The following is a 21,024-nucleotide window of genomic DNA, read 5'->3' as shown; positions in this document are numbered from 1 at the left end:
AAGATTCCCCTCATTTGGGGTGGGTATTGTAATCGCTCGCTGGCGTTGTGACCAGCGCCGGAAACCTCGCTGGTTTGATAACCCCTTACTTTCTATAAAAATGCGGCTTTTCTGAAAAGTTACCCGCAAATCCAGTACACTATTTTCATGCATTTTTACTGGTGTGAATAAACCAGAACCAGAGAGGATAAAGCCAATATGCATTACGATGCGATTGTGGTTGGCGGTGGCATGGTCGGCGCGGCCGCGGCGCTTGGGCTGGCACAGCAAGGATTTCAGGTTGCAGTGGTTGAGCAGGACATGCCGACGCCGTTTGATGCCGCTAGTCCGCCAGACTTACGGATCTCGGCGATTGGCTACGCGTCGGTTGCGCTATTGAAAGAACTGGGCGCATGGCAGCGAGTGCAGCAGATGCGCAGCGCGCCTTACCGTCGGCTGGAAACCTGGGAATGGGCGAATGCCAGAGTCGTTTTCGATGCTGCCGATATTCACCTGCCTGAACTGGGTTTTATGGTGGAAAACCGGGTGCTGCAACTGGCGCTCTGGGAAAGTTTGCAGGAAGAGGAACGCTGCCAATGCTATTGCCCAGCTACGCCGCAGAGCCTGCAACGCACCGATGATGGTTGGTGCTTACAGCTTGCTGACGGGCAGAAACTGACAGCTTCGCTGGTGATTGGTGCCGATGGCGCAAATTCTCAGGTTCGCCAGTGGGCGGGGATTGGTATCAGCGGCTGGCAGTATCGTCAGTCTTGTATGTTGATCGGCGTAGAGACCTCGCAGCCCCAGCAGGATGTGACCTGGCAGCAGTTCACGCCGAGCGGCCCACGTGCGTTTTTGCCGCTGTTTGACCAGTGGGGATCGCTGGTGTGGTATGACAGTCCGCAGCGTATTCGTCAACTTCAGGCGATGCCGCTTGCGCAGTTGGATAAAGAAATTGCGGCTGCGTTTCCTGAGCGATTGGGCAAGGTCAAGGCGCTCTCCGCCGGATCGTTCCCGCTGGTTAGACGCCATGCGCAAACCTATATCAAGCCAGGTTTGGTGCTGCTGGGTGATGCCGCGCATACCATCAATCCGCTGGCGGGGCAGGGGGTTAATCTGGGGTATCGCGACGTTGAGGCGCTGCTGGATGTGTTAATTAATGCGCGTAATGCAGGAGAAGAATGGGCTTCTGAGCGCGTGTTACGCCGCTATCAGTGCCGCCGTATGCCGGATAATCTGATGATGCAAAGTGGGATGGATCTCTTCTATAACGCGTTCAGTAATGCGTTACCACCGCTGAGCTTTGCTCGCAATATGGCGCTGATGGTTGCACAGCGCGCTGGCGGGTTAAAACAGCGCGCATTGAAATATGCCATTGGTGTTTGATGAATAATGAGGACGCCGCCCGCTACAGCACAGGCTCGGCGGTAAAGATAATATCGGTGTCCTCATTAGTTGTTGCTGTAAAGCGAACATGTCCTATCTGCCTAACGCCTTTACCTGAGGTCTGGCTATCTTGAAGCAGTCCGAACATCATCTCAGTCATCTCAGGGCTTTCGAGACTGTTTTCACCTGAAGACGCCCCGCCCAATAGCGCAGAAAACGCGGCTGTGACGATTTGCAGATTCTGTCTTGTTGCTTCGGCGGATTCTGACGCGGCGTTGAGCAGCAAGATCCCATTAAGCTGTTGGCTTTTACTCTCTACCGACCCAATTAATCCAACATGCTCGTTAAAGACGTGCTGAAAGTCATCGACGGAGCTTCCCTTTTCCAACTTAACGGTCAATGCGAGAGGGATATTGAGTTTCGTCAGATTAGCATTCATCCGGTCGGCGAACGTTTGCGAAGACATCTTAAAAGAAGGAACGCCAGCAGCATAAGTCGGTGTAATGAAGCAAAGCAGCAACGCCACGCAGAGTAACAGCGTGGTTAACTGCTGACGTATGACAGACCATTGCGATTGGCCAATGTTATTCTGCTGTGGCAGCACAACGTGGCTGAAATCATGAATAACAGAGGATGTAGATAAAACCTTCATGCCTGCCCTTTGGGGAAAATCGAATGATTGGTTTGGATATATTAACACCAGACTATGTTAATACCAGACACAACAAAACGGGTCGACATCTTTCGATTGTCGCCCCGTTTCTTTGCTGTTTTACCAGCTTTATTTGGCTGGGGTACGAGGATTCGAACCTCGGAATGCCGGAATCAGAATCCGGTGCCTTACCGCTTGGCGATACCCCAAAAATATGGTGGCTACGACGGGAATCGAACCTGTGACCCCAGCATTATGAGTGCTGTGCTCTAACCAGCTGAGCTACGTAGCCAAATGTACTGCTAATCTTACTTCACTTCAACAAATCTTCTACTATCAAGTAGATGGCTGGGGTACCTGGATTCGAACCAGGGAATGCTGGTATCAAAAACCAGTGCCTTACCGCTTGGCGATACCCCAACAGGACAACGAATTTTTCAGCATATGTTTTGAAATGGCTGGGGTACCTGGATTCGAACCAGGGAATGCCGGTATCAAAAACCGGTGCCTTACCGCTTGGCGATACCCCAATCACTACAAAACACTAACAGGCTTCGAAAAGCGATGTCAGACCGAGAAGATGATATGGTGCGGGAGGCGAGACTTGAACTCGCACACCTTGCGGCGCCAGAACCTAAATCTGGTGCGTCTACCAATTTCGCCACTCCCGCAAAAAAGATGGTGGCTACGACGGGAATCGAACCTGTGACCCCAGCATTATGAGTGCTGTGCTCTAACCAGCTGAGCTACGTAGCCATCTTTTCCGCGTCACCTTCATCGGCGTTGCGGGGCGCATTATGCGTAGTTGGCCTAATTGCGTCAACTAGTTTTTTCCCGAAAAGTGCCCTCAATGTATCGTTTGTTTGGGTTGTGAACAGTATGGTGAGAAAAACGCCAAAAAGCACACATTCCCAAGCAATTAAGCGTACAAAAACGGGCCATGAAAGGCCCGTTGACTGAAGAAGTTAAATCGAATTATTTGTAGGCCGACTGGTGTACGCCAACCGCACGGCCTGATGGATCATCCAGTTTCTTGAAAGATTCATCCCACTCAATCGCTTTAGCAGACGAACAGGCGACTGATGGGCCACCCGGTACGCATTCTGCTGCGCTTGGAACCGGGAACAGCTCTTCGAAGATTTCACGGTACAGGTAGCCTTCTTTGGAGCCCGGTGTGTTGTACGGGAAGCGGAAGCGTGCTGTTTCTAACTGTTGATCGGTAACCTGCTGAGCCGCCACTTCTTTCAGCGTGTCGATCCAGCTGTAGCCCACGCCATCAGAGAACTGCTCTTTCTGACGCCATGCAACGCTGTGCGGCAGGTAGGATTCAAAGCACTCGCGCAGGATGTGTTTTTCCATCTTGCCGTTGCCACACATTTTGTCGCGCGGGTTGATGCGCATCGCGACATCGAGGAAGTTTTTGTCCAGGAACGGTACGCGAGCTTCCACGCCCCAGGCTGACATCGCTTTGTTAGCGCGGGCGCAGTCGTACTGGTGCAGTGCCAGCAGCTTACGCACAGTTTCTTCATGCAATTCTTTGGCGTTTGGCGCTTTATGGAAATAGAGGTAGCCGCCGAACACTTCGTCAGAACCTTCTCCTGACAGCACCATCTTGATGCCCATCGCTTTGATTTTACGCGACATCAGGTACATCGGCGTTGAAGCGCGAATCGTGGTGACGTCATAGGTTTCGATGTGATAAATCACATCACGAATCGCATCCAGCCCTTCCTGCACGGTGAAGTGAATTTCGTGGTGCACGGTACCTAAATGGTTAGCGACTTCCTGCGCGGCTTTCAAATCCGGTGCACCTTCCAAACCGACGGCGAAAGAGTGCAACTGAGGCCACCAGGCTTCACTGCGCGCGTCATCTTCTACACGACGTGCCGCATATTTTTTGGTGATCGCAGAGATAACGGAGGAATCCAGGCCGCCAGAGAGCAACACGCCGTAAGGCACGTCAGACATCAGGTGGCTTTTCACGGCTTCTTCCAGCGCATCGTGCAGCGCTTCTTTATCCGTTTCGTTGTCTTTTACTGCATCGTAATCAAACCAGTCACGCTGGTAATACTCGCGAATTTCGCCGTCTTTGCTCCACAGGTAGCTGCCAGCCGGGAATTCTTTGATGGTGCGGCAAACTGGCACCAGCGCTTTCATTTCAGAAGCGACGTAGAGGTTGCCGTGCTCATCGTAACCCATATACAGCGGGATGATGCCGAGGTGGTCACGGCCAATGAGGTAGGCGTCTTTTTCGCTGTCATACAGGGCAAAGGCGAACATGCCGCGCAGTTCATCCAGGAATTCCGGGCCTTTTTCCTGATACAGCGCCAGAATCACTTCGCAGTCAGAGCCAGTCTGGAACGCGTAACGGTCACCGTATTGCTGACGCAATGCCTGATGGTTATAAATTTCACCGTTAACGGCCAGAATGTGGGTGCGCTCGGCGTTGTAAAGCGGCTGTGCGCCCGTGTTGACGTCAACGATAGACAGACGTTCGTGAGCCAGAATCGCTTTGTCGCTGGCATAAACGCCGGACCAGTCTGGTCCGCGGTGACGCATTAAACGGGATAACTCCAGCGCTTTCTTACGCAGTTCAATAGGATCGCTTTTCAGATCAAGCACACCAAAAATAGAACACATACATGACTCCCAGTAATGACAGATTCGAACTCAGTGCCATTGATTTAGCATCAAAGTGCCATAGGAATTCAATATTATTTAATGAAAAAAGCCATCGACGTGGTGTTTCGTTAATTTATTCGGTTTTTTGGTGTTGATTCGTCAAATTCATAGAAGGGAAAGGCCGGATTTTTAGAGATTACATAATCCGGCCAGAAAGGGAATCAGGCGTTTTCGAGCAATTGCTGTAGCAGCACGCCGTTTAGCATCGCCCGTTTTACCAAGGCGAACGCGCTGATAGCGGAAAGATGGTTGAGGCTGGAGATCTCAATCGGCAGGTTGTGACGAAATTCTTTCAACACCTGCGCGTTGATGCAGCGTTGGATCGCAGGAAGCAGCGTTTTTTCTGCTTCGGTGATTTCACCAGCAATCACGACTTTCTGCGGGTTGAATAGGTTGATCGCGATGGACAGCGCTTTGCCAAGATTGAGTCCGGCCTGTTCGATGACTTCACGGGCGAGGGCATCACCGCGGTTTGCTGCTTTGCAAATCGCAGAAATCGTACAGTTATCGGTAGAAAGCTTGCTGGGGTAGCCCTGACCCAGCAGGTGTTGTACGCGCTGTTCAATGGCGGCGTTGGCGACGACAGTTTCCAGACAGCCGAAATTGCCGCAGTGGCAGCGATCGCCGAGTGGATCGATCTGAATATGGCCGATCTCGCCCACGTTGCCGTTACTGCCGAGAAAAATTTGCCCGTTGACGAGAATACCCGCGCCAGTGCCGCGATGGACGCGTACCAGGATAGAATCCAGTGAGTCGTGGGTGGCACCAAAATAGTGTTCCGCTAGCGCCAAGCTGCGGATGTCGTGTCCGACAAAGCTGGTAACGTTGAAGTGTCGTTGCAGATTTTCGACCAGTTGCCAGTTATTCACGCAGATGTGTGGCATATAGCGGACGATGCCCGCAACCGGATCAACGAGCCCCGGCAGCACAACCGAGATAGCAATGAGCTCGCGAATACGGCGCTGATGGCTGGCGATAAAGCCGCTGATAACGTGAAAGAGCGCGGCTTCTAGCGACTCCTGCGTTTTTTCTTGCAGATCGTAGTGCGCTTCTTCCAGCGCTTTTCCCTGCAAATCGTACAGCGCAATGGTGACGTCATAGCGACCAAGGCGTACTGCTATGGTATGGAAAGGGCGGTTTTCGGTGATAATCGAAATGGCGCGTCTGCCGCCGGTGGAGGCTTGTTGATCGACTTCTTTGATGAGCCCGCGCTCTAGAAGCTGGCGGGTGATTTTGGTAACGCTGGCGGGGGCAAGCTGGCTCTGTTCTGCTATCTGAATTCGTGAGATCGGACCCTGCTGGTCAATCAGACGGTAAACCACCGCGCTGTTTAATTGCTTAACCAGATCGACATTCCCTATCTGCGCTTGTCCGCCTGTGGTCATTAAGAAGTTACTCGCTTAGGTTTAACTCAACGTAGGGGTAAACTTTATCTCAGTTTACCCCTACGCATTTCCGCGTTACCCCAAGGCGTTTCTCGTTTTATCCCCAAACAGGATTACCGTTAACAAACGTCTTGAGAATGTGATAGTCACGGTCAAAGACGGTCAGGTTGGCCACTTTACCGCTTTCAATACTGCCTAACTGCTTATCCACGCCGATGGCACGGGCGGGATAGAGTGTTGCCATCCGAATCGCTTCATCCAGCGCGATGCCCGCGTGTTCGACGCTATTACGCACGGCTTCAATCATGGTCAGTGCCGAACCGCTCAGGGTGCCGTGTTCATCGACACAAATGCCATCACGGTAGTATATGGTTTTACCAGCAAAAATGAACTGGTCAATATCCGCGCCGGCCGGTGCCGTGGCGTCGGTAACCAGCACCAGCTTATCGCCCTTGATACGTTTACTGTTGCGAATATTGGCCCAGTCAACGTGTCGTCCATCCGCGATAATACCGCAATAGACTTCCGGGGCGTCGTAAATCGCACCGACCAATCCGGGTTCGCGGCCAGTCAGGTACGGCATGGCGTTGAACAGGTGGGTAGCGAAACGAATACCCGCAGCAAAACCCAGCTTAGCCTGTTCCCAGGTGGCGTTGGAATGCCCGGCAGACACGATAATGCCCGCAGCCGTTAGCTGACGGATAACCGACGGTTCGACTTCTTCCGGCGCCAGCGTGACTTTCGTAATGGCATCCGCGTTGGCGCACAGGAAGTCGACGAGCTCCTGCGTGGGTTTGCGAATAAAGGCAGGGTCATGCGTGCCTTTCTTGAGTACATTCAGCCACGGACCTTCGAGATGTAACCCAAGCGCCTGATGCTTATTCTGCGCCAGCCAGTCTCTCATCACATCGATGCTGTGCTTCATAAATGCATCGCTGGAGGTAATCAGCGTAGGTAAAAAACTGGTACAGCCTGAACGCTCGTTCGCCTGCTGCATGATCTCCAGCGTCTTGACGGAGATTGTGTCCAGCGAGTCGTTGAACTGCACGCCGCCGCAGCCGTTCAACTGGAGATCGATAAACCCTGGGGCGAGGAACGCACCGCTCAGGTCGTGTTGTTCAATACCGGCAGGAAGCTCGGCAAGTGGGCAGACTCGCTCGATCAGCCCATCGGCAATCACGACGGCGTGATTATCCAGAATCTGGTGGCCAGTGAAAATCCGGCTATGGGTTAACGCGTACATCATCGACTCCCGCATCGGTTAGAGGTTTTTCATACTTTCCGTTTCTAACTCACGGAAATATTTAACGGTTTTTACCTTCAGCTCCATTGTTGAAGGCTCGTCACAGACCATGATGGCTTTGGCGTGAAGTTGCAGACAGCTGATGGTCCACATATGGTTAACATTGCCTTCTACCGCAGCCTGTAGCGCCTGCGCCTTGTTACGACCGGTCACCAGAATCATCACTTCTTCGGCATCCAGCAACGTACCGACGCCTACAGTCAGGGCAAATTTAGGCACCAGACTGACGTCCCCGCCGAAGAAACGGGAATTGGCGATACGGGTTTCTTCTGTCAACGTTTTGATGCGGGTGCGGGAGGCCAGAGAGGAAGCGGGTTCATTGAAGGCGATATGTCCATCATTACCCACGCCGCCCATGAAAAGGTGAATTTTCCCGTAGGACTTTATTTTCTCTTCATAACGGCGACATTCTGCTGTGGTGTCTTCTGCGTTGCCGTTCAACAGGTTAATGTTTTCACGCGGAATATCAACGTGATTGAAGAAATTCTGGTGCATGAAGGTATGATAGCTTTCTGGATGATCGGTTGGCAGGCCAACATATTCATCCATATTGAAGGTGATGACGTGTTTGAAACTCACCAGTCCCGCTTTGTGCATGGCGATCAGCGATTTGTAAGCCTCCAGCGGTGAGCTGCCTGTCGGCAATCCCAGAATAAAAGGGCGCTCTGCACTGGGCTTGAAAGCGTTAATCTTCTCAACGATGTGGCGGGCAGCCCATTTTCCGACGTCGGCGGCGGTGGTTAAAGGAATGAGTCTCATCAGCGCTCTCCTGATTTTTTAGTGGAATTAAATACGTTATTGCGCAAATCGCGCCAGTTGCGCGTTTTGTCTATGCATTAAAATTAGTCTACTCCGTTTTTTTTAATCTTGAAATAAGTTGGGGTTTTATTCAGGTATAAACTTTTTGTATGCAGTTTTTTGGTGATTTTTATCACATAATTACGGGGTTTAATTTGTGTAGCGAATTATTTTTCTTACACTCCCCCTAAGAACCACCGCTGCCACGTTTTTTCGACAGCGGCGTTCTTCGGCAGTGAAATTTATTGGCAGGTTTGTTTGCCCCACAACATTTCATTACCTCGCAAAGGTAAGAGAGGGAAAAGTGAGTACTCTGAGCTATTTACAAAAAGTCGGTCGGGCATTGATGGTGCCTGTCGCGACGCTGCCTGCTGCCGCTATCCTGATGGGGATAGGTTACTGGATTGATCCGGTTGGCTGGGGAAGCGAGAACGCGTTGGCGGCTCTCCTCATCAAATCGGGTGAGGCGATTATCGGGCATATGGCCGTGCTGTTTGCCGTTGGTGTCGCGTACGGTATGTCGAAAGATAAAGATGGTGCGGCAGCATTGACCGGCTTTGTCGGTTATCTGGTGCTGACCACGCTGTGTTCACCGGCCGTTGTTGCCATGATCCAACGGATCCCTGTTGAACAGGTACCCGCTGCGTTTGGCAAGATTGAAAACCAGTTCATCGGGATTCTGGTTGGTGTCATGTCCGCTGAGCTGTATAACCGCTTCAGTCAGGTTGAATTGCCTAAGGCGCTGTCGTTCTTCAGCGGGCGTCGTTTGGTCCCGATTCTGGTTTCTTTCCTGATGATTCTGGTGGCGTTCATTTTAATGTACGTCTGGCCGGTGATTTACAATGCGCTGGTGTCGTTCGGTGAATACATTCAACAGCTGGGTTCGGTTGGTGCTGGGGTTTATGCCTTCTTTAACCGTTTGCTGATTCCTGTTGGATTGCACCATGCACTGAATTCCGTGTTCTGGTTTGATGTCGCGGGTATCAACGATATTCCTAACTTCCTGGCCGGCCAACAGTCTATCGACTCTGGCAAAGCTGTCGTGGGGATCACCGGACGTTATCAGGCAGGCTTCTTCCCGATTATGATGTTCGGCCTGCCGGGTGCCGCGCTGGCGATTTATCACTGCGCGCGCCCTGAGAACAAAAGCAAAGTGGCGGGGATTATGCTGGCGGCGGCATTTGCCTCCTTCTTTACCGGGATCACCGAACCGCTGGAATTCTCCTTCATGTTTGTTGCGCCGGTGCTGTATTTCCTACATGCGTTGCTGACTGGTTTTTCCGTGTTTATCGCGGCCAGCATGCATTGGATCGCCGGTTTTGGTTTCAGTGCGGGTCTGGTAGATATGGTGCTGTCCTCACGTAACCCGCTGGCCACTCAGTGGTACATGCTGCTTGCTCAGGGACTGGTATTCTTCGTCATTTACTATTTGGTGTTCCGCTTTACCATCACTCGCTTCAATCTGTTAACGCCAGGGCGTGAGCTGGCTGTGAGCGGCAGCGAAGCCGATGGCTATGACGTGAGTACTGCGTCTGCGGGCGATAAATCAAGCGATACAGCAGCGTTGGCGCGGGGCTATTTGCAGGCGCTTGGTGGAAAAGCCAATCTGACGGGTATTGATGCCTGTATCACACGTCTGCGTTTGAACGTGGCTGATTCCTCACTGGTTGATGATGCACAGGCAAAACGTCTTGGTGCGGCGGGCGTTATTCGTCTGAATAAGCAGAGTGTACAGATTGTTGTGGGTACGCAGGCTGAATTGATAGCGACCGCACTGAAAGCGGAGTATGACAAGATATAGTATGGCAAGACGTAATATGGCGGTGTTGATCGTTTAACGCTGTGTTATATCGATGAAATGAATGGGGCGAGATAGCAATCTCGCCCTTTTTTTTCGTTATGAATAATTAAATGAAACTAACGGTTGTTTCCCAGCGTAGCTTGTTGGATCATTGTCGGTTATACGTCGTTTTAGCATTGAGGAATGAAGAATGAGTGAGGCTGAAGCCCGCCCAACCAACTTTATCCGTCAGATTATCGATGAAGATCTGGCGTCCGGTAAGCATGACCATATTCAGACGCGTTTCCCGCCAGAGCCGAACGGCTATCTGCATATTGGGCATGCAAAGTCTATTTGCCTGAATTTTGGTATCGCGCGTGACTATCAGGGGCAATGCAACCTGCGTTTTGACGATACTAATCCGGTAAAAGAAGACATCGAATACGTTGAGTCGATCAAACGTGACGTCGAGTGGCTGGGGTTTTCATGGAGCGGCGACGTTCGCTATTCTTCTGATTATTTCGATCAACTGCACGCTTATGCGGTTGAGCTGATCGGTAAAGGGCTGGCTTACGTTGATGAACTGACGCCTGAGCAGATTCGCGAATACCGCGGTACGCTGACGGCACCGGGCAAAAACAGCCCTTACCGCGATCGCACCGTGCAGGAAAACCTGGCGCTGTTTGAAAAAATGCGTAACGGTGGGTTTGCGGAAGGTACAGCTTGCCTGCGTGCAAAAATCGATATGGCATCGTCCTTTATCGTGATGCGCGATCCGGTGTTGTATCGCATTAAATTTGCCGATCATCACCAGACGGGCAACAAGTGGTGCATCTACCCGATGTATGACTTCACCCACTGCATTTCCGATGCGCTGGAAGGGATCACGCATTCGCTGTGTACGCTGGAATTCCAGGATAACCGCCGTCTGTACGACTGGGTGCTGGATAACATCACCATTCCTTGCCATCCGCGTCAGTACGAGTTCTCCCGTCTGAATCTCGAATACGCGATTATGTCCAAGCGTAAGCTGAATCAGCTGGTGGTGGAAAACGTCGTTGAAGGATGGGACGATCCGCGTATGCCGACCATCTCTGGTCTGCGTCGTCGTGGTTACAGCGCAGCCTCTATCCGTGAATTCTGTGTGCGCATCGGCGTAACGAAGCAGGATAACAACGTGGAAATGGCCGCGCTTGAGTCTTGTATCCGTGACGATCTGAATGAGAACGCTCCGCGCGCCATGGCGGTACTGGACCCAGTCAAAGTCGTGATCGAGAATCTGTCAGCCGAGCACGAAGAGTTTGTCGCGATGCCAAACCATCCGAACAAGCCGGAAATGGGTTCACGTCAGGTCGCATTCAGCCGCGAAGTTTACATCGATCGTGCTGACTTCCGTGAAGAAGCCAACAAACAGTACAAGCGTCTGGTGCTGGGTAAAGAAGTACGTCTGCGTAATGCCTATGTGATCAAAGCAGAGCGCATTGAGAAAGACGAGCAGGGCGTTATCACCACGATTTACTGTAGCTATGATGCGGAAACGCTGAGCAAAGATCCGGCTGACGGCCGTAAAGTGAAAGGCGTTATCCACTGGGTTTCTGCGGCACACGCGGTACCAGCTGAATTCCGCTTGTACGATCGCCTGTTCAGTGTGGCTAATCCGGGTGCGGCAGAAGACTTCCTGTCGACGATTAATCCAGACTCACTGAAAATTACGCAAGGTTTTGTGGAAGCGAGCCTAGCGCAGGTAGAAGTAGAGAAAGCGTATCAGTTTGAGCGCGAAGGCTATTTCTGTGCTGACCGTGTTTACTCCAGTGCAGAACATCTGGTGTTTAACCGTACGGTTGGGCTACGCGATACCTGGGTAGGCTAAGGCCACCAGTAAGAAGACAAAAATAAAACCGCCTAGGCGGTTTTATTTTTTTATGCGGTCGATTTATCGTGTGGAATCGTGCAGGGTTTCATCCTCTCGGCAATCCCCTTCACTGCAATGCCCGTAAAGATACAGACTGTGGTTGGACAGTTTGATGCCGTGTCTTTCTGCGATCTCGCGCTGACGTGCTTCGATATATTCATCGCGGAATTCAATGACTTTGCCACAGTCGAGGCAAATTAAGTGATCGTGATGATGCTGCTGCGTCAATTCAAAGACGGATTTACCACCTTCGAAGTTATGACGGGTTACGATACCCGCATCATCAAACTGGTTGAGTACGCGATAGACGGTAGCAAGACCAATCTCTTCGCCCATATCAATCAGTTTCTTATATAAATCTTCCGCACTGACGTGATGGCAGACAGGGTCCTGTAACACTTCCAGTATTTTCAGTCTTGGAAGAGTGACTTTCAGGCCGGCCTTCTTTAATGCGGTATTGTTGTCAGTCATGCGGGTTTAATCCTGTTGCTTACTTATCAATGGAGGCTGCCTAGCCTATGACATCGGTCGGCTCAAAAAATGCAAAAGCGTCTCAATTATAGAACCGCGCATACAAAATGAAAACAAGCGAATGTTAACAATATTGTCCCCATTCACACTATTGGTATACAACGCAATTCGTTGTTGATGAATGAGGAAATGATGATGCACATACAAAGCCGATGGGATTATTGTACAGGTTTACTGATAGAAGTTAAAAAAATGTATCAATTATTATGAAAGGTTTTACCTATCAATGCTGTTTTGGCTCTGATAGGGATTATCAGAGCCAAAATGGCTTAACCAACCAGTTCTTTCAGGTTCAGCTCATCGCTGATCTGTTTCACCCACGTTGTTACGCGTTCGCTGGTCAGTTCAGGCTGACGGTCTTCATCGATAGCCAAGCCGATGAAGTGATTGTCGTCGGCGAGTCCTTTAGAGGCTTCAAAGTAATAGCCCTCTGTTGGCCAGTGACCGACAATCGTCGCGCCGCGCGGCTCAATAATGTCACGGATGGTGCCCATGGCATCACAGAAGTATTCTGCATAGTCTTCCTGATCGCCGCAGCCAAACAGGGCAACCAATTTTCCTGTGAAATCCACTTCCTCCAGTGACGGGAAAAAGTCATCCCAGTCACACTGAGCTTCACCGTAATACCAGGTTGGAATACCCAGCAGCAGAATATCGAAACCTTCGAGGTCTTCTTTGCTGCTTTTGGCGATGTCATGAACATCAGCGACGTTGGTGCCTAACTGCTGTTGAATCGTTTTGGCGATGTTTTCAGTGTTGCCAGTATCACTGCCAAAGAATATTCCGATGAGTGCCATGAATTGAATAACCTCTTGATTCCTAATGGTATGGTGTAATATTTCACCCACTTATCTGTTAATAATAACAGACACTCACATCGGGAGAAACTCGTATCGGTAAGGATGCGTAAATCAAGAGTGTGTGAAATGCGAGGTAAGTAAGAAAACGAAACGTATCTCTGCGTGATGCTAAATTCCCCATAATGAATAGGGGTTATGTTATTGTCTGAGACTCAGTACACATTCCCTTAATAGCGTTGCGGCTATTTATTTATAACAGCGTTTCATTTTTTATGAATGTGCTTTTTATTTTATGGTTTGTTTCTATTGTAATTAAAAGCAGACTTCTGTTTGTGAAGAATAAAAATCACGTAACGGTACGTTGTTATTCGTGGGAATTAAAATACGTACAAAAGATAATGTTTTTATAGAATTGAAAATCTGTAACATTTCGCGGGAATATTCTTAGGGAATGGAAATAAGAATTATAACCATTTGCAGCTGAAACGATGCAAATCTATAAAAGGGGGTTTTATTCTTTTGATGTTAAAGAATAAAATGAAATGTCATTCAAACTACTTTGTCGCCTGGTAGCCTGTCCATGCTAACGCACGCAGGGCGCGGGCGGGCGGCGCATTCTCTTGCAAACCTATGATTAGAAGACTTATATCTATAAAAATAGATAGGCTTATTCTCAGTATGAAAAATTATATTAATAAATATAGCGAGAACGCTAAATATTCTCTGTATTTAGCCGATGAGTTAGCGTGGTTTTTGAGTTTTCAACTCGGTGAAATGTGAACGCTAGGGAGAAGTGACTTGTTTCATGGTGTGAATTTTCTGATTCATATCGGTTGATTAGCGATAAAAATCTTTTTAACCATTTTCCTGATTTGGAGTGAGCTATGAAACTTATAAAAAATATTGCCATCAGAACCGCGATGCTATGGGTTCTGGGCATTTTTTGTGTTCTTTGGGGTGGCGTATCGATATATACCATGTTCTCTTTTAAAGAGATGACGGCGACCTCGAAAACCAGCACCTTGCTGGTTCAGAACATGAATTTTATCAACCAGGGCAACGATCAATATTTCCGTATGGTAACCCGTCTGGCGCGTGCGGTTGACGCTCGTCGCAGCGGTGATAATGCCACCGCAGATAAAGAGCAGGCTTCTGCACTTGTCGCGCTGGATAAACTGAAATCTGATTTGGTGGCGTTTAATGCTATCGATCATGCGGGTCTGGATGCTGCGCTGGTACAGGCCGTTAGCCGTGACTGGAATAATCTGGTGACTCAGGGCGTTGAACCACTTTACCAGAAGGCCGTTGCCAACGCGTTGGATGACTACCAAAATCAGGCCAAGAACGTTGTGCCACCATTGAGCCGTCAGTTTGGCGCCTCTCTCTCCGCATTCAGTAACGCCAGCGCAGAGAAATTCGATGCCGCCGGTGTTCGTTTTGAACAAATCACCACAATTGGACAGAACATTTTGCTGAGCGGGTTGATTATCGGCCTGATCATGCTGTTCCTGACTGACCGCTATCTGGTGGTGTGTCTGGTTCGTCCGTTAAACGATCTGCGCTATCACTTTAGCGTGATTGCTTCCGGCCACTTGGGCAAACCGATTCTGGACTTTGGTAATAACTGTGTCGGTCGCCTGTTCCCACTGCTGCGTGAAATGCAGGGGAGTTTGGCCAGCACGGTTAGCACGATCAGAAACAGCACGGATTCTATCTATCAGGGTGCTTCTGAGATTGCCGCAGGCAACAACGATCTGTCTTCACGTACCGAAGAGCAGGCTTCCGCGCTGGAAGAAACTGCGGCGAGCATGGAGCAACTGACGGCAACGGTGAAACAGAACGCTGAAAACGCCAACCACGCTAGCCAACTGGCGTTACAAGCCTCGACAACAGCGAAGAAGGGCGGTGAAATCGTTGAGAACGTGGTGAAAACCATGGCGGAAATCTCCGGTAGCTCGAGAAAAATCGCAGAGATCACCACCGTGATTAACGGCATCGCGTTCCAGACCAACATTCTGGCGCTGAACGCGGCAGTAGAAGCGGCACGTGCGGGTGAACAAGGCCGCGGATTTGCCGTAGTGGCGGGCGAAGTACGTAGTCTGGCGCAGCGTAGTGCGCAGGCGGCGAAAGAGATTGAAGGGCTGATTTCTGAGTCTGTTCGCTGTGTGGATACTGGTTCCAATCTGGTTAGCGACGCGGGTGACACCATGCAGGATATCGTCCGTGCGGTGACTAACGTGACGGATATCATGGGTGAAATTGCGTCGGCATCGGAAGAACAAAGCAAAGGGATTGCGCAGGTTGGTCAGGCCGTGGCGGAAATGGACAGCGTAACGCAGCAAAACGCCGCATTGGTTGAACAGGCCTCGTCAGCAGCCTTGTCGCTGGAAGAGCAGGCGGCGTTGTTGAACCAGACCGTGTCGCTGTTCCAACTGTCCGATACGCAGTCAGGACTACAAGTGGCGACAAAACCGGTGCTGAAAACGCCGGTGATTGCCCCGCGTGCGGGCAAAGCGCTACCGCCCAGTAACGACAATTGGGAAAAATTCTAAGCGTCGTTTTAATCTGAGAGAGCGTGTGTAATCTTGGGTGAATGTTCAGGCGGCGTCAGAAATGGCGCCGCACAAGATGTGAGTACCTAAGTTATTCAAATACAAGGTTATTTAAATACTACATTATTTAAATACTACGTTATATAAATATCAGGTTACGTCGATCAGGATTGCTGTTCGGCCAACTGCGCCAGCAGCATCTCTTCAATCAATTCACTGCGGCTAATGTTCCGCTCTTCAGCAAGGCTGTTCAGGATATCGACGGCGTCGCTGTTAATCTTTAATTCAACACGGCGCAACCCACGAACTTTATCGCGACGTAGTTGATTACGCTTGTTAATTCTTAGTTGTTCGTCACGCGTGAGCGGGTTGGTCTTGGGGCGGCCCGGACGACGCTCATCTGCGAACAGATCCAGTGTGGTGCGATCCGTTTGTTCTTTTGCCATAAGTAATATACTGCAAGGTATTCGGACCAAAATACACGGCGCTGTCCGTCTTGTTCTACAGATAAAATCGATGCCTATTCTCATCCTGCTACAGGATTGTCAGGTGGCGGTTTTCTATCTGTGAAACACGTTGGGAAGTGATGCGTGCATTTTGATGAAGTGGTTACAATGCTTGTGGCTGAATCAGCCGTCCCTCTACTGCGGGCGCCATCATACCCTAGCCGCACTGGCGGCGACAACGGTTAACTGCCGCCGTTATCATGAATCCGCCAGTGTCAGTATCGTCTGGTTAATTCGTGTCCAGAAAACGGTGGATAGCGCGCAAAACCGCATCGGGTTTTTCTGAGTGAACCCAGTGACCTGCGCCGCTGATCACATGCGCACGCGCCGCTGGGAACTGGCGAAGCAGTGAATCGCGGTAGGAATCGTCCAGATAGGGAGAATCGCCGCCGCGAATGAACAGAATTGGCCCTTGCCAGGCCGGAACTTCTTGCCAGCCAACGATGTTTTCGTATTCATCCCACAGCACCGGAACGTTAAAACGCCACTCTCCCTGTTGGAAGGATTTCAGCAAAAACTGAATCACGCCGTCTTCCTTTATGTGCTGGCGCATGAGTGCTGTTGCTTCTGCGCGTGATGTCACGCCCGCTTCCGTTACGGCACGCAGTGCGGCAAAGATAGTGTCGTGGCGGCGCACCTGATAATCCACCGGCGCGATATCAATGGCGACCAACTTGTCCAGCCGTTCGGGAATGAGCGCGCTGAGTGCCATGGCGACTTTTCCGCCCATCGAATGCCCAATAACAATAGCGCGTTCGATGTTGAGTTCATCCAGTAATGCCAGCACATCCTGCGCCATCGCGGGGTAATTCATCTGCGATGAACGTGGCGACAAACCGTGATTGCGTAAATCGATTTGCAGGATGTCATGCGTGTTTTGCAAATCCCGGCCCAATACGCCAAGGTTATCTAATGTGCCAAACAGGCCATGAATCAGGATGACAGGAAGTTTATCTGTGGGTTGGTGCGCATTTTGCCAGCGATGATTCAATTTCATGGTGAAGTTCATTCAGAGAGACATGGGGTTAGGGTATCATGACTTTAGAATCAATGTTGTCGCTGAAGGAACAGTATAGCCACTCGAAGAGATGTGAAAGGCATTGGGGCATAGTCTGACTTTTGCTATTGTCCCACTATGCCGCTGTTCGATAATGTTTGAACGCCTGTATAATCCTTTTGATTTGAGTCATCTACCCATAGATGTCGGGTTACAGAAGGGGAACGTCTCTGTAATTTGCATGATAATGGGTAAAAACAGCACTGGATAAAGATGAAAACTATTGAAGTCGACGAAGAGCTTTATCGTTATATTGCCAGCCACACACAGCATATTGGTGAGAGCGCATCAGATATTTTACGGCGCATGCTGAAATTTACCGCTGGGCAGCCTGTCGCAACGCCTGCGGTAGCGGCTGCCGCAACAACGACGACGTCTCAGCCTGCCGCTGCACCGAGCCCGCGCGATCGGGTACGAACCCTGCGTGAGCTGCTGCTGTCGGATGAATACGCTGAACAGAATAAAGCCATTAATCGCTTTATGCTGGTTTTGTCCACGCTGTATACCTTATCGCCGCAGGAATTTGCTGCCGCGACAGAATCTCTTCATGGCCGCACACGCGTCTATTTTGCGGGCGACCAGCAAACATTGCTTCAGCATGGCACACACACCAAGCCCAAACATATTCCGGGCACGCCATACTGGGTGATCACCAACACGAATACTGGTCGTAAACGCAGCATGGTTGAACACATCATGCTGGCAATGCAGTTCCCCGCAGAATTGACAGAAAAAGTGTGCGGCACTATCTAACTATTTATCAACCATCTATCTAACCACAGCGTTAGGGAGAAGCGCCAATGGCTAATCACCCAAGGGCCGGACAGCCTGCCCAGCAGAGCGATTTGATTAATGTGGCACAGTTAACGTCACAATATTATGTGCTGCGTCCGGAAGTCGGCAACACAGCGCACGCGGTGAAATTTGGTACGTCTGGCCATCGCGGTAGCGCGGGGCGTCATAGCTTTAATGAACCGCACATTCTGGCGATTGCGCAGGCGATTGCTGAAGAGCGTAAAAAGCAAGGCATCAGCGGCCCGTGCTATGTCGGTAAAGATACGCACGCGCTCTCCGAGCCGGCGTTTATCTCTGTGCTGGAAGTGTTGGCTGCCAACGGCGTGGATGTGATCGTTCAGTTGGATAATGGTTTTACGCCAACGCCTGCGGTGTCTAACGCGATTCTGGTTCACAATCGTCAGGGCGGTGCGCTGGCGGACGGCATTGTGATTACGCCGTCCCACAACCCGCCGGAAGATGGCGGGATCAAATATAATCCGCCGAACGGTGGCCCGGCAGATACCAACCTCACTAGCGTCATTGAGACGCGTGCGAACGCGTTGCTGGCAGATGAACTGCGTGACGTGAAGCGCATTACGCTGGATCAGGCGTTGAACAGCGGACACGTCCATGAACAGGATCTGGTTCAGGCCTATGTCGAAGGGCTGGCTAGCGTGGTGGACATGGCAGCGATCCAACGCGCTGGTCTGAAGCTGGGCGTTGACCCGCTGGGTGGTTCCGGTATTGCCTACTGGCAGCGTATCGCAGAGCACTACAAGCTGGATCTGACGCTGGTGAACGATGCCGTCGATCAGACATTCCGCTTTATGTCGCTGGATCACGATGGTGTGATCCGTATGGACTGCTCGTCAGAATTCGCGATGGCTGGGTTGCTGGCGCTGCGTGACAAATTCGATCTGGCGTTTGCCAACGATCCTGACTACGACCGCCACGGTATTGTCACGCCTTCTGGGCTGATGAACCCGAATCACTATCTGGCGGTGGCGATCAACTACCTGTTCCAACATCGTCCACAGTGGGGACAGTCTGTTGCTGTCGGAAAAACGCTGGTATCCAGTGCGATGATCGACCGTGTGGTAGCCGATTTGGGTCGTAAGCTGGTAGAAGTACCGGTTGGCTTCAAATGGTTCGTTGACGGTCTGTATGACGGCAGCTTTGGCTTCGGCGGTGAAGAGAGCGCGGGGGCGTCTTTCCTGCGCTTTGACGGCACGCCGTGGTCGACGGACAAAGACGGCATCATTCTGTGTCTGCTGGCGGCAGAAATTACGGCCGTAACGGGTAAAAACCCGCAGCAGCACTATGATGAGCTGGCACAGCGCTTTGGCGCGCCGAGCTACAACCGTATTCAGGCTTCCGCGACGCATGCGCAAAAAGCCGTGCTGTCTAAGCTGTCGCCTGAGCAGGTATCAGCCAGCACGCTGGCAGGCGATCCGATTACGGCACGCCTGACCGCTGCACCGGGCAATGGGGCATCGATTGGTGGCCTGAAAGTGATGACGGAGAACGGCTGGTTTGCTGCGCGTCCTTCCGGCACGGAAGAAGCCTACAAGATCTACTGTGAAAGTTTCCTCGGGGCGGAACACCGCGAGCGAATCGAGAAAGAAGCGGTAGAAATTGTCAGTGCGGTACTCGCAACGGCTAAATAAGTGAAAAGGCGCTGCTTGCAGCGCCTTTTTTAATCTTGTACGGACAGAAAACGCAGAACGCCTTTATCCCAATGCGACCAGCAGCGCTCCGACGGAAATCAGCGCCACGCCAGCTCCCGCCATTAGTGAAATTTTTTCTCCCAGCAGTATGACTGCCAGCACGACAGCGAAGACCACGCTGAGCTTATCGATCGGCGCGACCTGTGCGACGTTACCGTTCTTCAACGCCACAAAGTAAAATAGCCACGACAGCGCACCTGCGACGCCGCTGAGCACAATGAATAACAGCGCTTTCTTATTGGCGACAACCTCACCGACCAGTGCCAGCTTGCCCTGTGCGACCACCACTCCCACCAGAAAAAGTGCCATGATGACGGCACGAATCGCGGTCGCCGTATTGGCGTCCAAATTTTGCAGACCGATCTTGCCAAATATTGCGACCATCGCGGCGCACACGGCAGACAGCAAGGCGTAAATTAACCAACTACTCATGACGGCGTATTCCTGAAGAAAAGACAGGTGCGTACCGCGGGAGAGATTCTCCACGGATATTGCCTGATACAGGAAGATGATTTTACGGCATAAAACGGTAGCCGATAGCGGTTTCAGTCAAGAGATGGCGCGGTCTTGCTGGATCGCTTTCCAGCTTCTGGCGCAGGTGGCCCATATAAATGCGCAGATAGTGGCTGTGCTCGACGGCGTTTGGTCCCCATACCTGTGTCAGGAGTTGACGTTGCGTCAGCACTTTGCCGGGGTTGGCTAGGAGTGTGGCTAACAGACGAAATTCGATGGGTGTCAGGTGCAGTTCCTGACCGTCGCGATTCACCTGCCGATTAAGTAAATCGACAGTAATGTTACCGAAGCTCACCAGCGGCGTTTCCTGCTGTGTATTGCTGTGGCGACGCAACGCGACACGTAACCGTGCCAGCAGCTCGCCGATGCCGAACGGTTTCGTCAGGTAATCATCGGCACCGGCATCCAGTGCGTCTATTTTATCCTGCTCGTCGGTGCGGGCAGACAGCACAATCACGGGCAGGCTGCTCCATTGACGTAAATCGCGGATGTAGTCGATACCGTTGCCGTCCGGCAGGCCTAAATCGAGAATAATCAGATCGGGTTTACGCGTGGCTGCTTCCAGCAAGCCGCGCTGCATCGTTTCGGCGTCAAACACGCGACAGCCTTCGCCTTCCAGCGCCTGACGAACAAAACGACGGATCTCTTTTTCATCTTCAACGATTAAAATAGTGGCCTGCAATG

At 51.1% G+C, this 21,024-nt stretch carries 17 protein-coding genes and 6 tRNA genes; 6 read left to right on the top strand and 17 right to left on the bottom strand.

Features of this window, described 5'->3' with window-relative positions; translation table 11 throughout:
• Positions 1-198: 198 nt before the first annotated feature.
• Positions 199-1,365, top strand: a complete 1,167-nt coding sequence (gene ubiF / locus QWJ20_RS04495; RefSeq protein WP_433991961.1) for a 3-demethoxyubiquinol 3-hydroxylase — start codon at positions 199-201, stop codon at positions 1,363-1,365.
• A 22-nt stretch (positions 1,366-1,387) separates the two neighbouring features.
• Here ubiF and QWJ20_RS04490 read toward each other — a convergent pair whose 3' ends face one another.
• From QWJ20_RS04490 to nagB, 11 genes are all read right to left on the bottom strand, one after another.
• Positions 1,388-2,017, bottom strand: coding sequence for a hypothetical protein (locus QWJ20_RS04490; protein WP_433991960.1), 630 nt, complete (start codon positions 2,015-2,017; stop codon positions 1,388-1,390).
• A 134-nt stretch (positions 2,018-2,151) separates the two neighbouring features.
• Positions 2,152-2,226: transfer RNA gene (locus QWJ20_RS04485), tRNA-Gln, on the bottom strand.
• Positions 2,227-2,232: 6 nt separating this feature from the next.
• Positions 2,233-2,309 (bottom strand) — tRNA-Met (locus QWJ20_RS04480).
• Positions 2,310-2,362: 53 nt separating this feature from the next.
• Positions 2,363-2,437 (bottom strand) — tRNA-Gln (locus tag QWJ20_RS04475).
• A gap of 35 nt (positions 2,438-2,472) precedes the next feature.
• Positions 2,473-2,547: transfer RNA gene (locus tag QWJ20_RS04470), tRNA-Gln, on the bottom strand.
• Between the two features lie 56 nt (positions 2,548-2,603).
• A tRNA-Leu gene (locus QWJ20_RS04465) sits at positions 2,604-2,688 on the bottom strand.
• 8 nt (positions 2,689-2,696) lie between these two features.
• A tRNA-Met gene (locus tag QWJ20_RS04460) sits at positions 2,697-2,773 on the bottom strand.
• A gap of 219 nt (positions 2,774-2,992) precedes the next feature.
• The gene (gene asnB, locus QWJ20_RS04455) at positions 2,993-4,657 is read right to left on the bottom strand and encodes an asparagine synthase B (RefSeq protein ID WP_095698857.1); all 1,665 of its coding nucleotides are present in this window, start codon (positions 4,655-4,657) and stop codon (positions 2,993-2,995) included.
• A 203-nt stretch (positions 4,658-4,860) separates the two neighbouring features.
• A complete protein-coding gene (gene nagC, locus QWJ20_RS04450; protein ID WP_433991959.1) occupies positions 4,861-6,084 on the bottom strand; it encodes a DNA-binding transcriptional regulator NagC in 1,224 nt (407 codons plus the stop codon).
• Between the two features lie 97 nt (positions 6,085-6,181).
• A complete protein-coding gene (nagA, locus tag QWJ20_RS04445) occupies positions 6,182-7,327 on the bottom strand; it encodes an N-acetylglucosamine-6-phosphate deacetylase (RefSeq protein ID WP_095994016.1) in 1,146 nt (381 codons plus the stop codon).
• 18 nt (positions 7,328-7,345) lie between these two features.
• Positions 7,346-8,146 (bottom strand): glucosamine-6-phosphate deaminase, encoded by an 801-nt coding sequence (nagB, locus tag QWJ20_RS04440; protein ID WP_433991958.1) that lies wholly within the window; start codon positions 8,144-8,146, stop codon positions 7,346-7,348.
• Positions 8,147-8,489: 343 nt separating this feature from the next.
• On the opposite strand from nagB, the gene nagE reads away from it, so the two are divergent.
• Positions 8,490-9,986: an N-acetylglucosamine-specific PTS transporter subunit IIBC gene (gene nagE, locus QWJ20_RS04435; RefSeq protein ID WP_433991957.1), complete on the top strand. Its 1,497-nt coding sequence runs from the start codon at positions 8,490-8,492 to the stop codon at positions 9,984-9,986.
• A gap of 190 nt (positions 9,987-10,176) precedes the next feature.
• On the top strand, positions 10,177-11,835 hold the full coding sequence (glnS, locus tag QWJ20_RS04430) for a glutamine--tRNA ligase (RefSeq protein WP_174877625.1): 1,659 nt from the start codon (positions 10,177-10,179) through the stop codon (positions 11,833-11,835).
• A 63-nt stretch (positions 11,836-11,898) separates the two neighbouring features.
• On the opposite strand, the gene fur is transcribed toward glnS, so the two are convergent.
• Both fur and fldA read right to left on the bottom strand, forming a co-directional pair.
• Positions 11,899-12,348: a ferric iron uptake transcriptional regulator gene (fur, locus tag QWJ20_RS04425; protein WP_010285452.1), complete on the bottom strand. Its 450-nt coding sequence runs from the start codon at positions 12,346-12,348 to the stop codon at positions 11,899-11,901.
• A 329-nt stretch (positions 12,349-12,677) separates the two neighbouring features.
• Positions 12,678-13,205 (bottom strand): flavodoxin FldA, encoded by a 528-nt coding sequence (gene fldA / locus QWJ20_RS04420; protein ID WP_010285453.1) that lies wholly within the window; start codon positions 13,203-13,205, stop codon positions 12,678-12,680.
• A gap of 887 nt (positions 13,206-14,092) precedes the next feature.
• On the opposite strand from fldA, the gene QWJ20_RS04415 reads away from it, so the two are divergent.
• On the top strand, positions 14,093-15,760 hold the full coding sequence (locus QWJ20_RS04415; RefSeq protein WP_174870791.1) for a methyl-accepting chemotaxis protein: 1,668 nt from the start codon (positions 14,093-14,095) through the stop codon (positions 15,758-15,760).
• Between the two features lie 164 nt (positions 15,761-15,924).
• Here the strand turns inward: QWJ20_RS04415 and ybfE are convergent, their stop codons facing one another.
• Both ybfE and ybfF read right to left on the bottom strand, forming a co-directional pair.
• Positions 15,925-16,206 carry a LexA regulated protein gene (gene ybfE, locus QWJ20_RS04410; RefSeq protein ID WP_010285457.1) on the bottom strand — a complete coding sequence of 94 codons (282 nt, stop codon included), beginning with the start codon at positions 16,204-16,206 and terminating at the stop codon, positions 15,925-15,927.
• 289 nt (positions 16,207-16,495) lie between these two features.
• Positions 16,496-17,263: an esterase gene (gene ybfF / locus QWJ20_RS04405; protein WP_174866051.1), complete on the bottom strand. Its 768-nt coding sequence runs from the start codon at positions 17,261-17,263 to the stop codon at positions 16,496-16,498.
• Between the two features lie 273 nt (positions 17,264-17,536).
• On the opposite strand from ybfF, the gene seqA reads away from it, so the two are divergent.
• Complete coding sequence (gene seqA / locus QWJ20_RS04400) at positions 17,537-18,076, top strand: replication initiation negative regulator SeqA (RefSeq protein WP_039482782.1); 540 nt, start codon at positions 17,537-17,539, stop codon at positions 18,074-18,076.
• Positions 18,077-18,123: 47 nt separating this feature from the next.
• On the top strand, positions 18,124-19,767 hold the full coding sequence (gene pgm, locus QWJ20_RS04395; RefSeq protein ID WP_039319251.1) for a phosphoglucomutase (alpha-D-glucose-1,6-bisphosphate-dependent): 1,644 nt from the start codon (positions 18,124-18,126) through the stop codon (positions 19,765-19,767).
• Between the two features lie 63 nt (positions 19,768-19,830).
• Here pgm and QWJ20_RS04390 read toward each other — a convergent pair whose 3' ends face one another.
• Together QWJ20_RS04390 and kdpE are read right to left on the bottom strand one after the other, a co-directional pair.
• On the bottom strand, positions 19,831-20,259 hold the full coding sequence (locus QWJ20_RS04390) for an EamA family transporter (protein ID WP_010309405.1): 429 nt from the start codon (positions 20,257-20,259) through the stop codon (positions 19,831-19,833).
• A gap of 82 nt (positions 20,260-20,341) precedes the next feature.
• Positions 20,342-21,022 (bottom strand): two-component system response regulator KdpE, encoded by a 681-nt coding sequence (kdpE, locus tag QWJ20_RS04385; RefSeq protein WP_010284964.1) that lies wholly within the window; start codon positions 21,020-21,022, stop codon positions 20,342-20,344.
• Positions 21,023-21,024 lie beyond the last annotated feature (2 nt).

It is taken from the genome of Pectobacterium sp. S5, from assembly GCF_051707265.1.
Taxonomy (GTDB): Bacteria; Pseudomonadota; Gammaproteobacteria; order Enterobacterales; family Enterobacteriaceae; genus Pectobacterium; species Pectobacterium polare.
Note: the sequence above shows the minus strand (reverse complement) of the source record. Positions and strands in the feature narration are given on the sequence as shown.

Bases quoted from the DNA above. Each gene is read 5' to 3' on its own strand.
- nagA (WP_095994016.1), bottom strand. From the start codon at position 7,327: ATGTACGCGTTAACCCATAGCCGGATTTTCACTGGCCACCAGATTCTG.
- ybfE (WP_010285457.1), bottom strand. From the start codon at position 16,206: ATGGCAAAAGAACAAACGGATCGCACCACACTGGATCTGTTCGCAGAT.
- seqA (WP_039482782.1), top strand. From the start codon at position 17,537: ATGAAAACTATTGAAGTCGACGAAGAGCTTTATCGTTATATTGCCAGC.
- nagB (WP_433991958.1), bottom strand. From the start codon at position 8,146: ATGAGACTCATTCCTTTAACCACCGCCGCCGACGTCGGAAAATGGGCT.
- ybfF (WP_174866051.1), bottom strand. From the start codon at position 17,263: ATGAAATTGAATCATCGCTGGCAAAATGCGCACCAACCCACAGATAAA.
- QWJ20_RS04390 (WP_010309405.1), bottom strand. From the start codon at position 20,259: ATGAGTAGTTGGTTAATTTACGCCTTGCTGTCTGCCGTGTGCGCCGCG.
- QWJ20_RS04415 (WP_174870791.1), top strand. From the start codon at position 14,093: ATGAAACTTATAAAAAATATTGCCATCAGAACCGCGATGCTATGGGTT.
- asnB (WP_095698857.1), bottom strand. From the start codon at position 4,657: ATGTGTTCTATTTTTGGTGTGCTTGATCTGAAAAGCGATCCTATTGAA.
- QWJ20_RS04490 (WP_433991960.1), bottom strand. From the start codon at position 2,017: ATGAAGGTTTTATCTACATCCTCTGTTATTCATGATTTCAGCCACGTT.
- pgm (WP_039319251.1), top strand. From the start codon at position 18,124: ATGGCTAATCACCCAAGGGCCGGACAGCCTGCCCAGCAGAGCGATTTG.
- ubiF (WP_433991961.1), top strand. From the start codon at position 199: ATGCATTACGATGCGATTGTGGTTGGCGGTGGCATGGTCGGCGCGGCC.
- nagC (WP_433991959.1), bottom strand. From the start codon at position 6,084: ATGACCACAGGCGGACAAGCGCAGATAGGGAATGTCGATCTGGTTAAG.
- fldA (WP_010285453.1), bottom strand. From the start codon at position 13,205: ATGGCACTCATCGGAATATTCTTTGGCAGTGATACTGGCAACACTGAA.
- glnS (WP_174877625.1), top strand. From the start codon at position 10,177: ATGAGTGAGGCTGAAGCCCGCCCAACCAACTTTATCCGTCAGATTATC.
- fur (WP_010285452.1), bottom strand. From the start codon at position 12,348: ATGACTGACAACAATACCGCATTAAAGAAGGCCGGCCTGAAAGTCACT.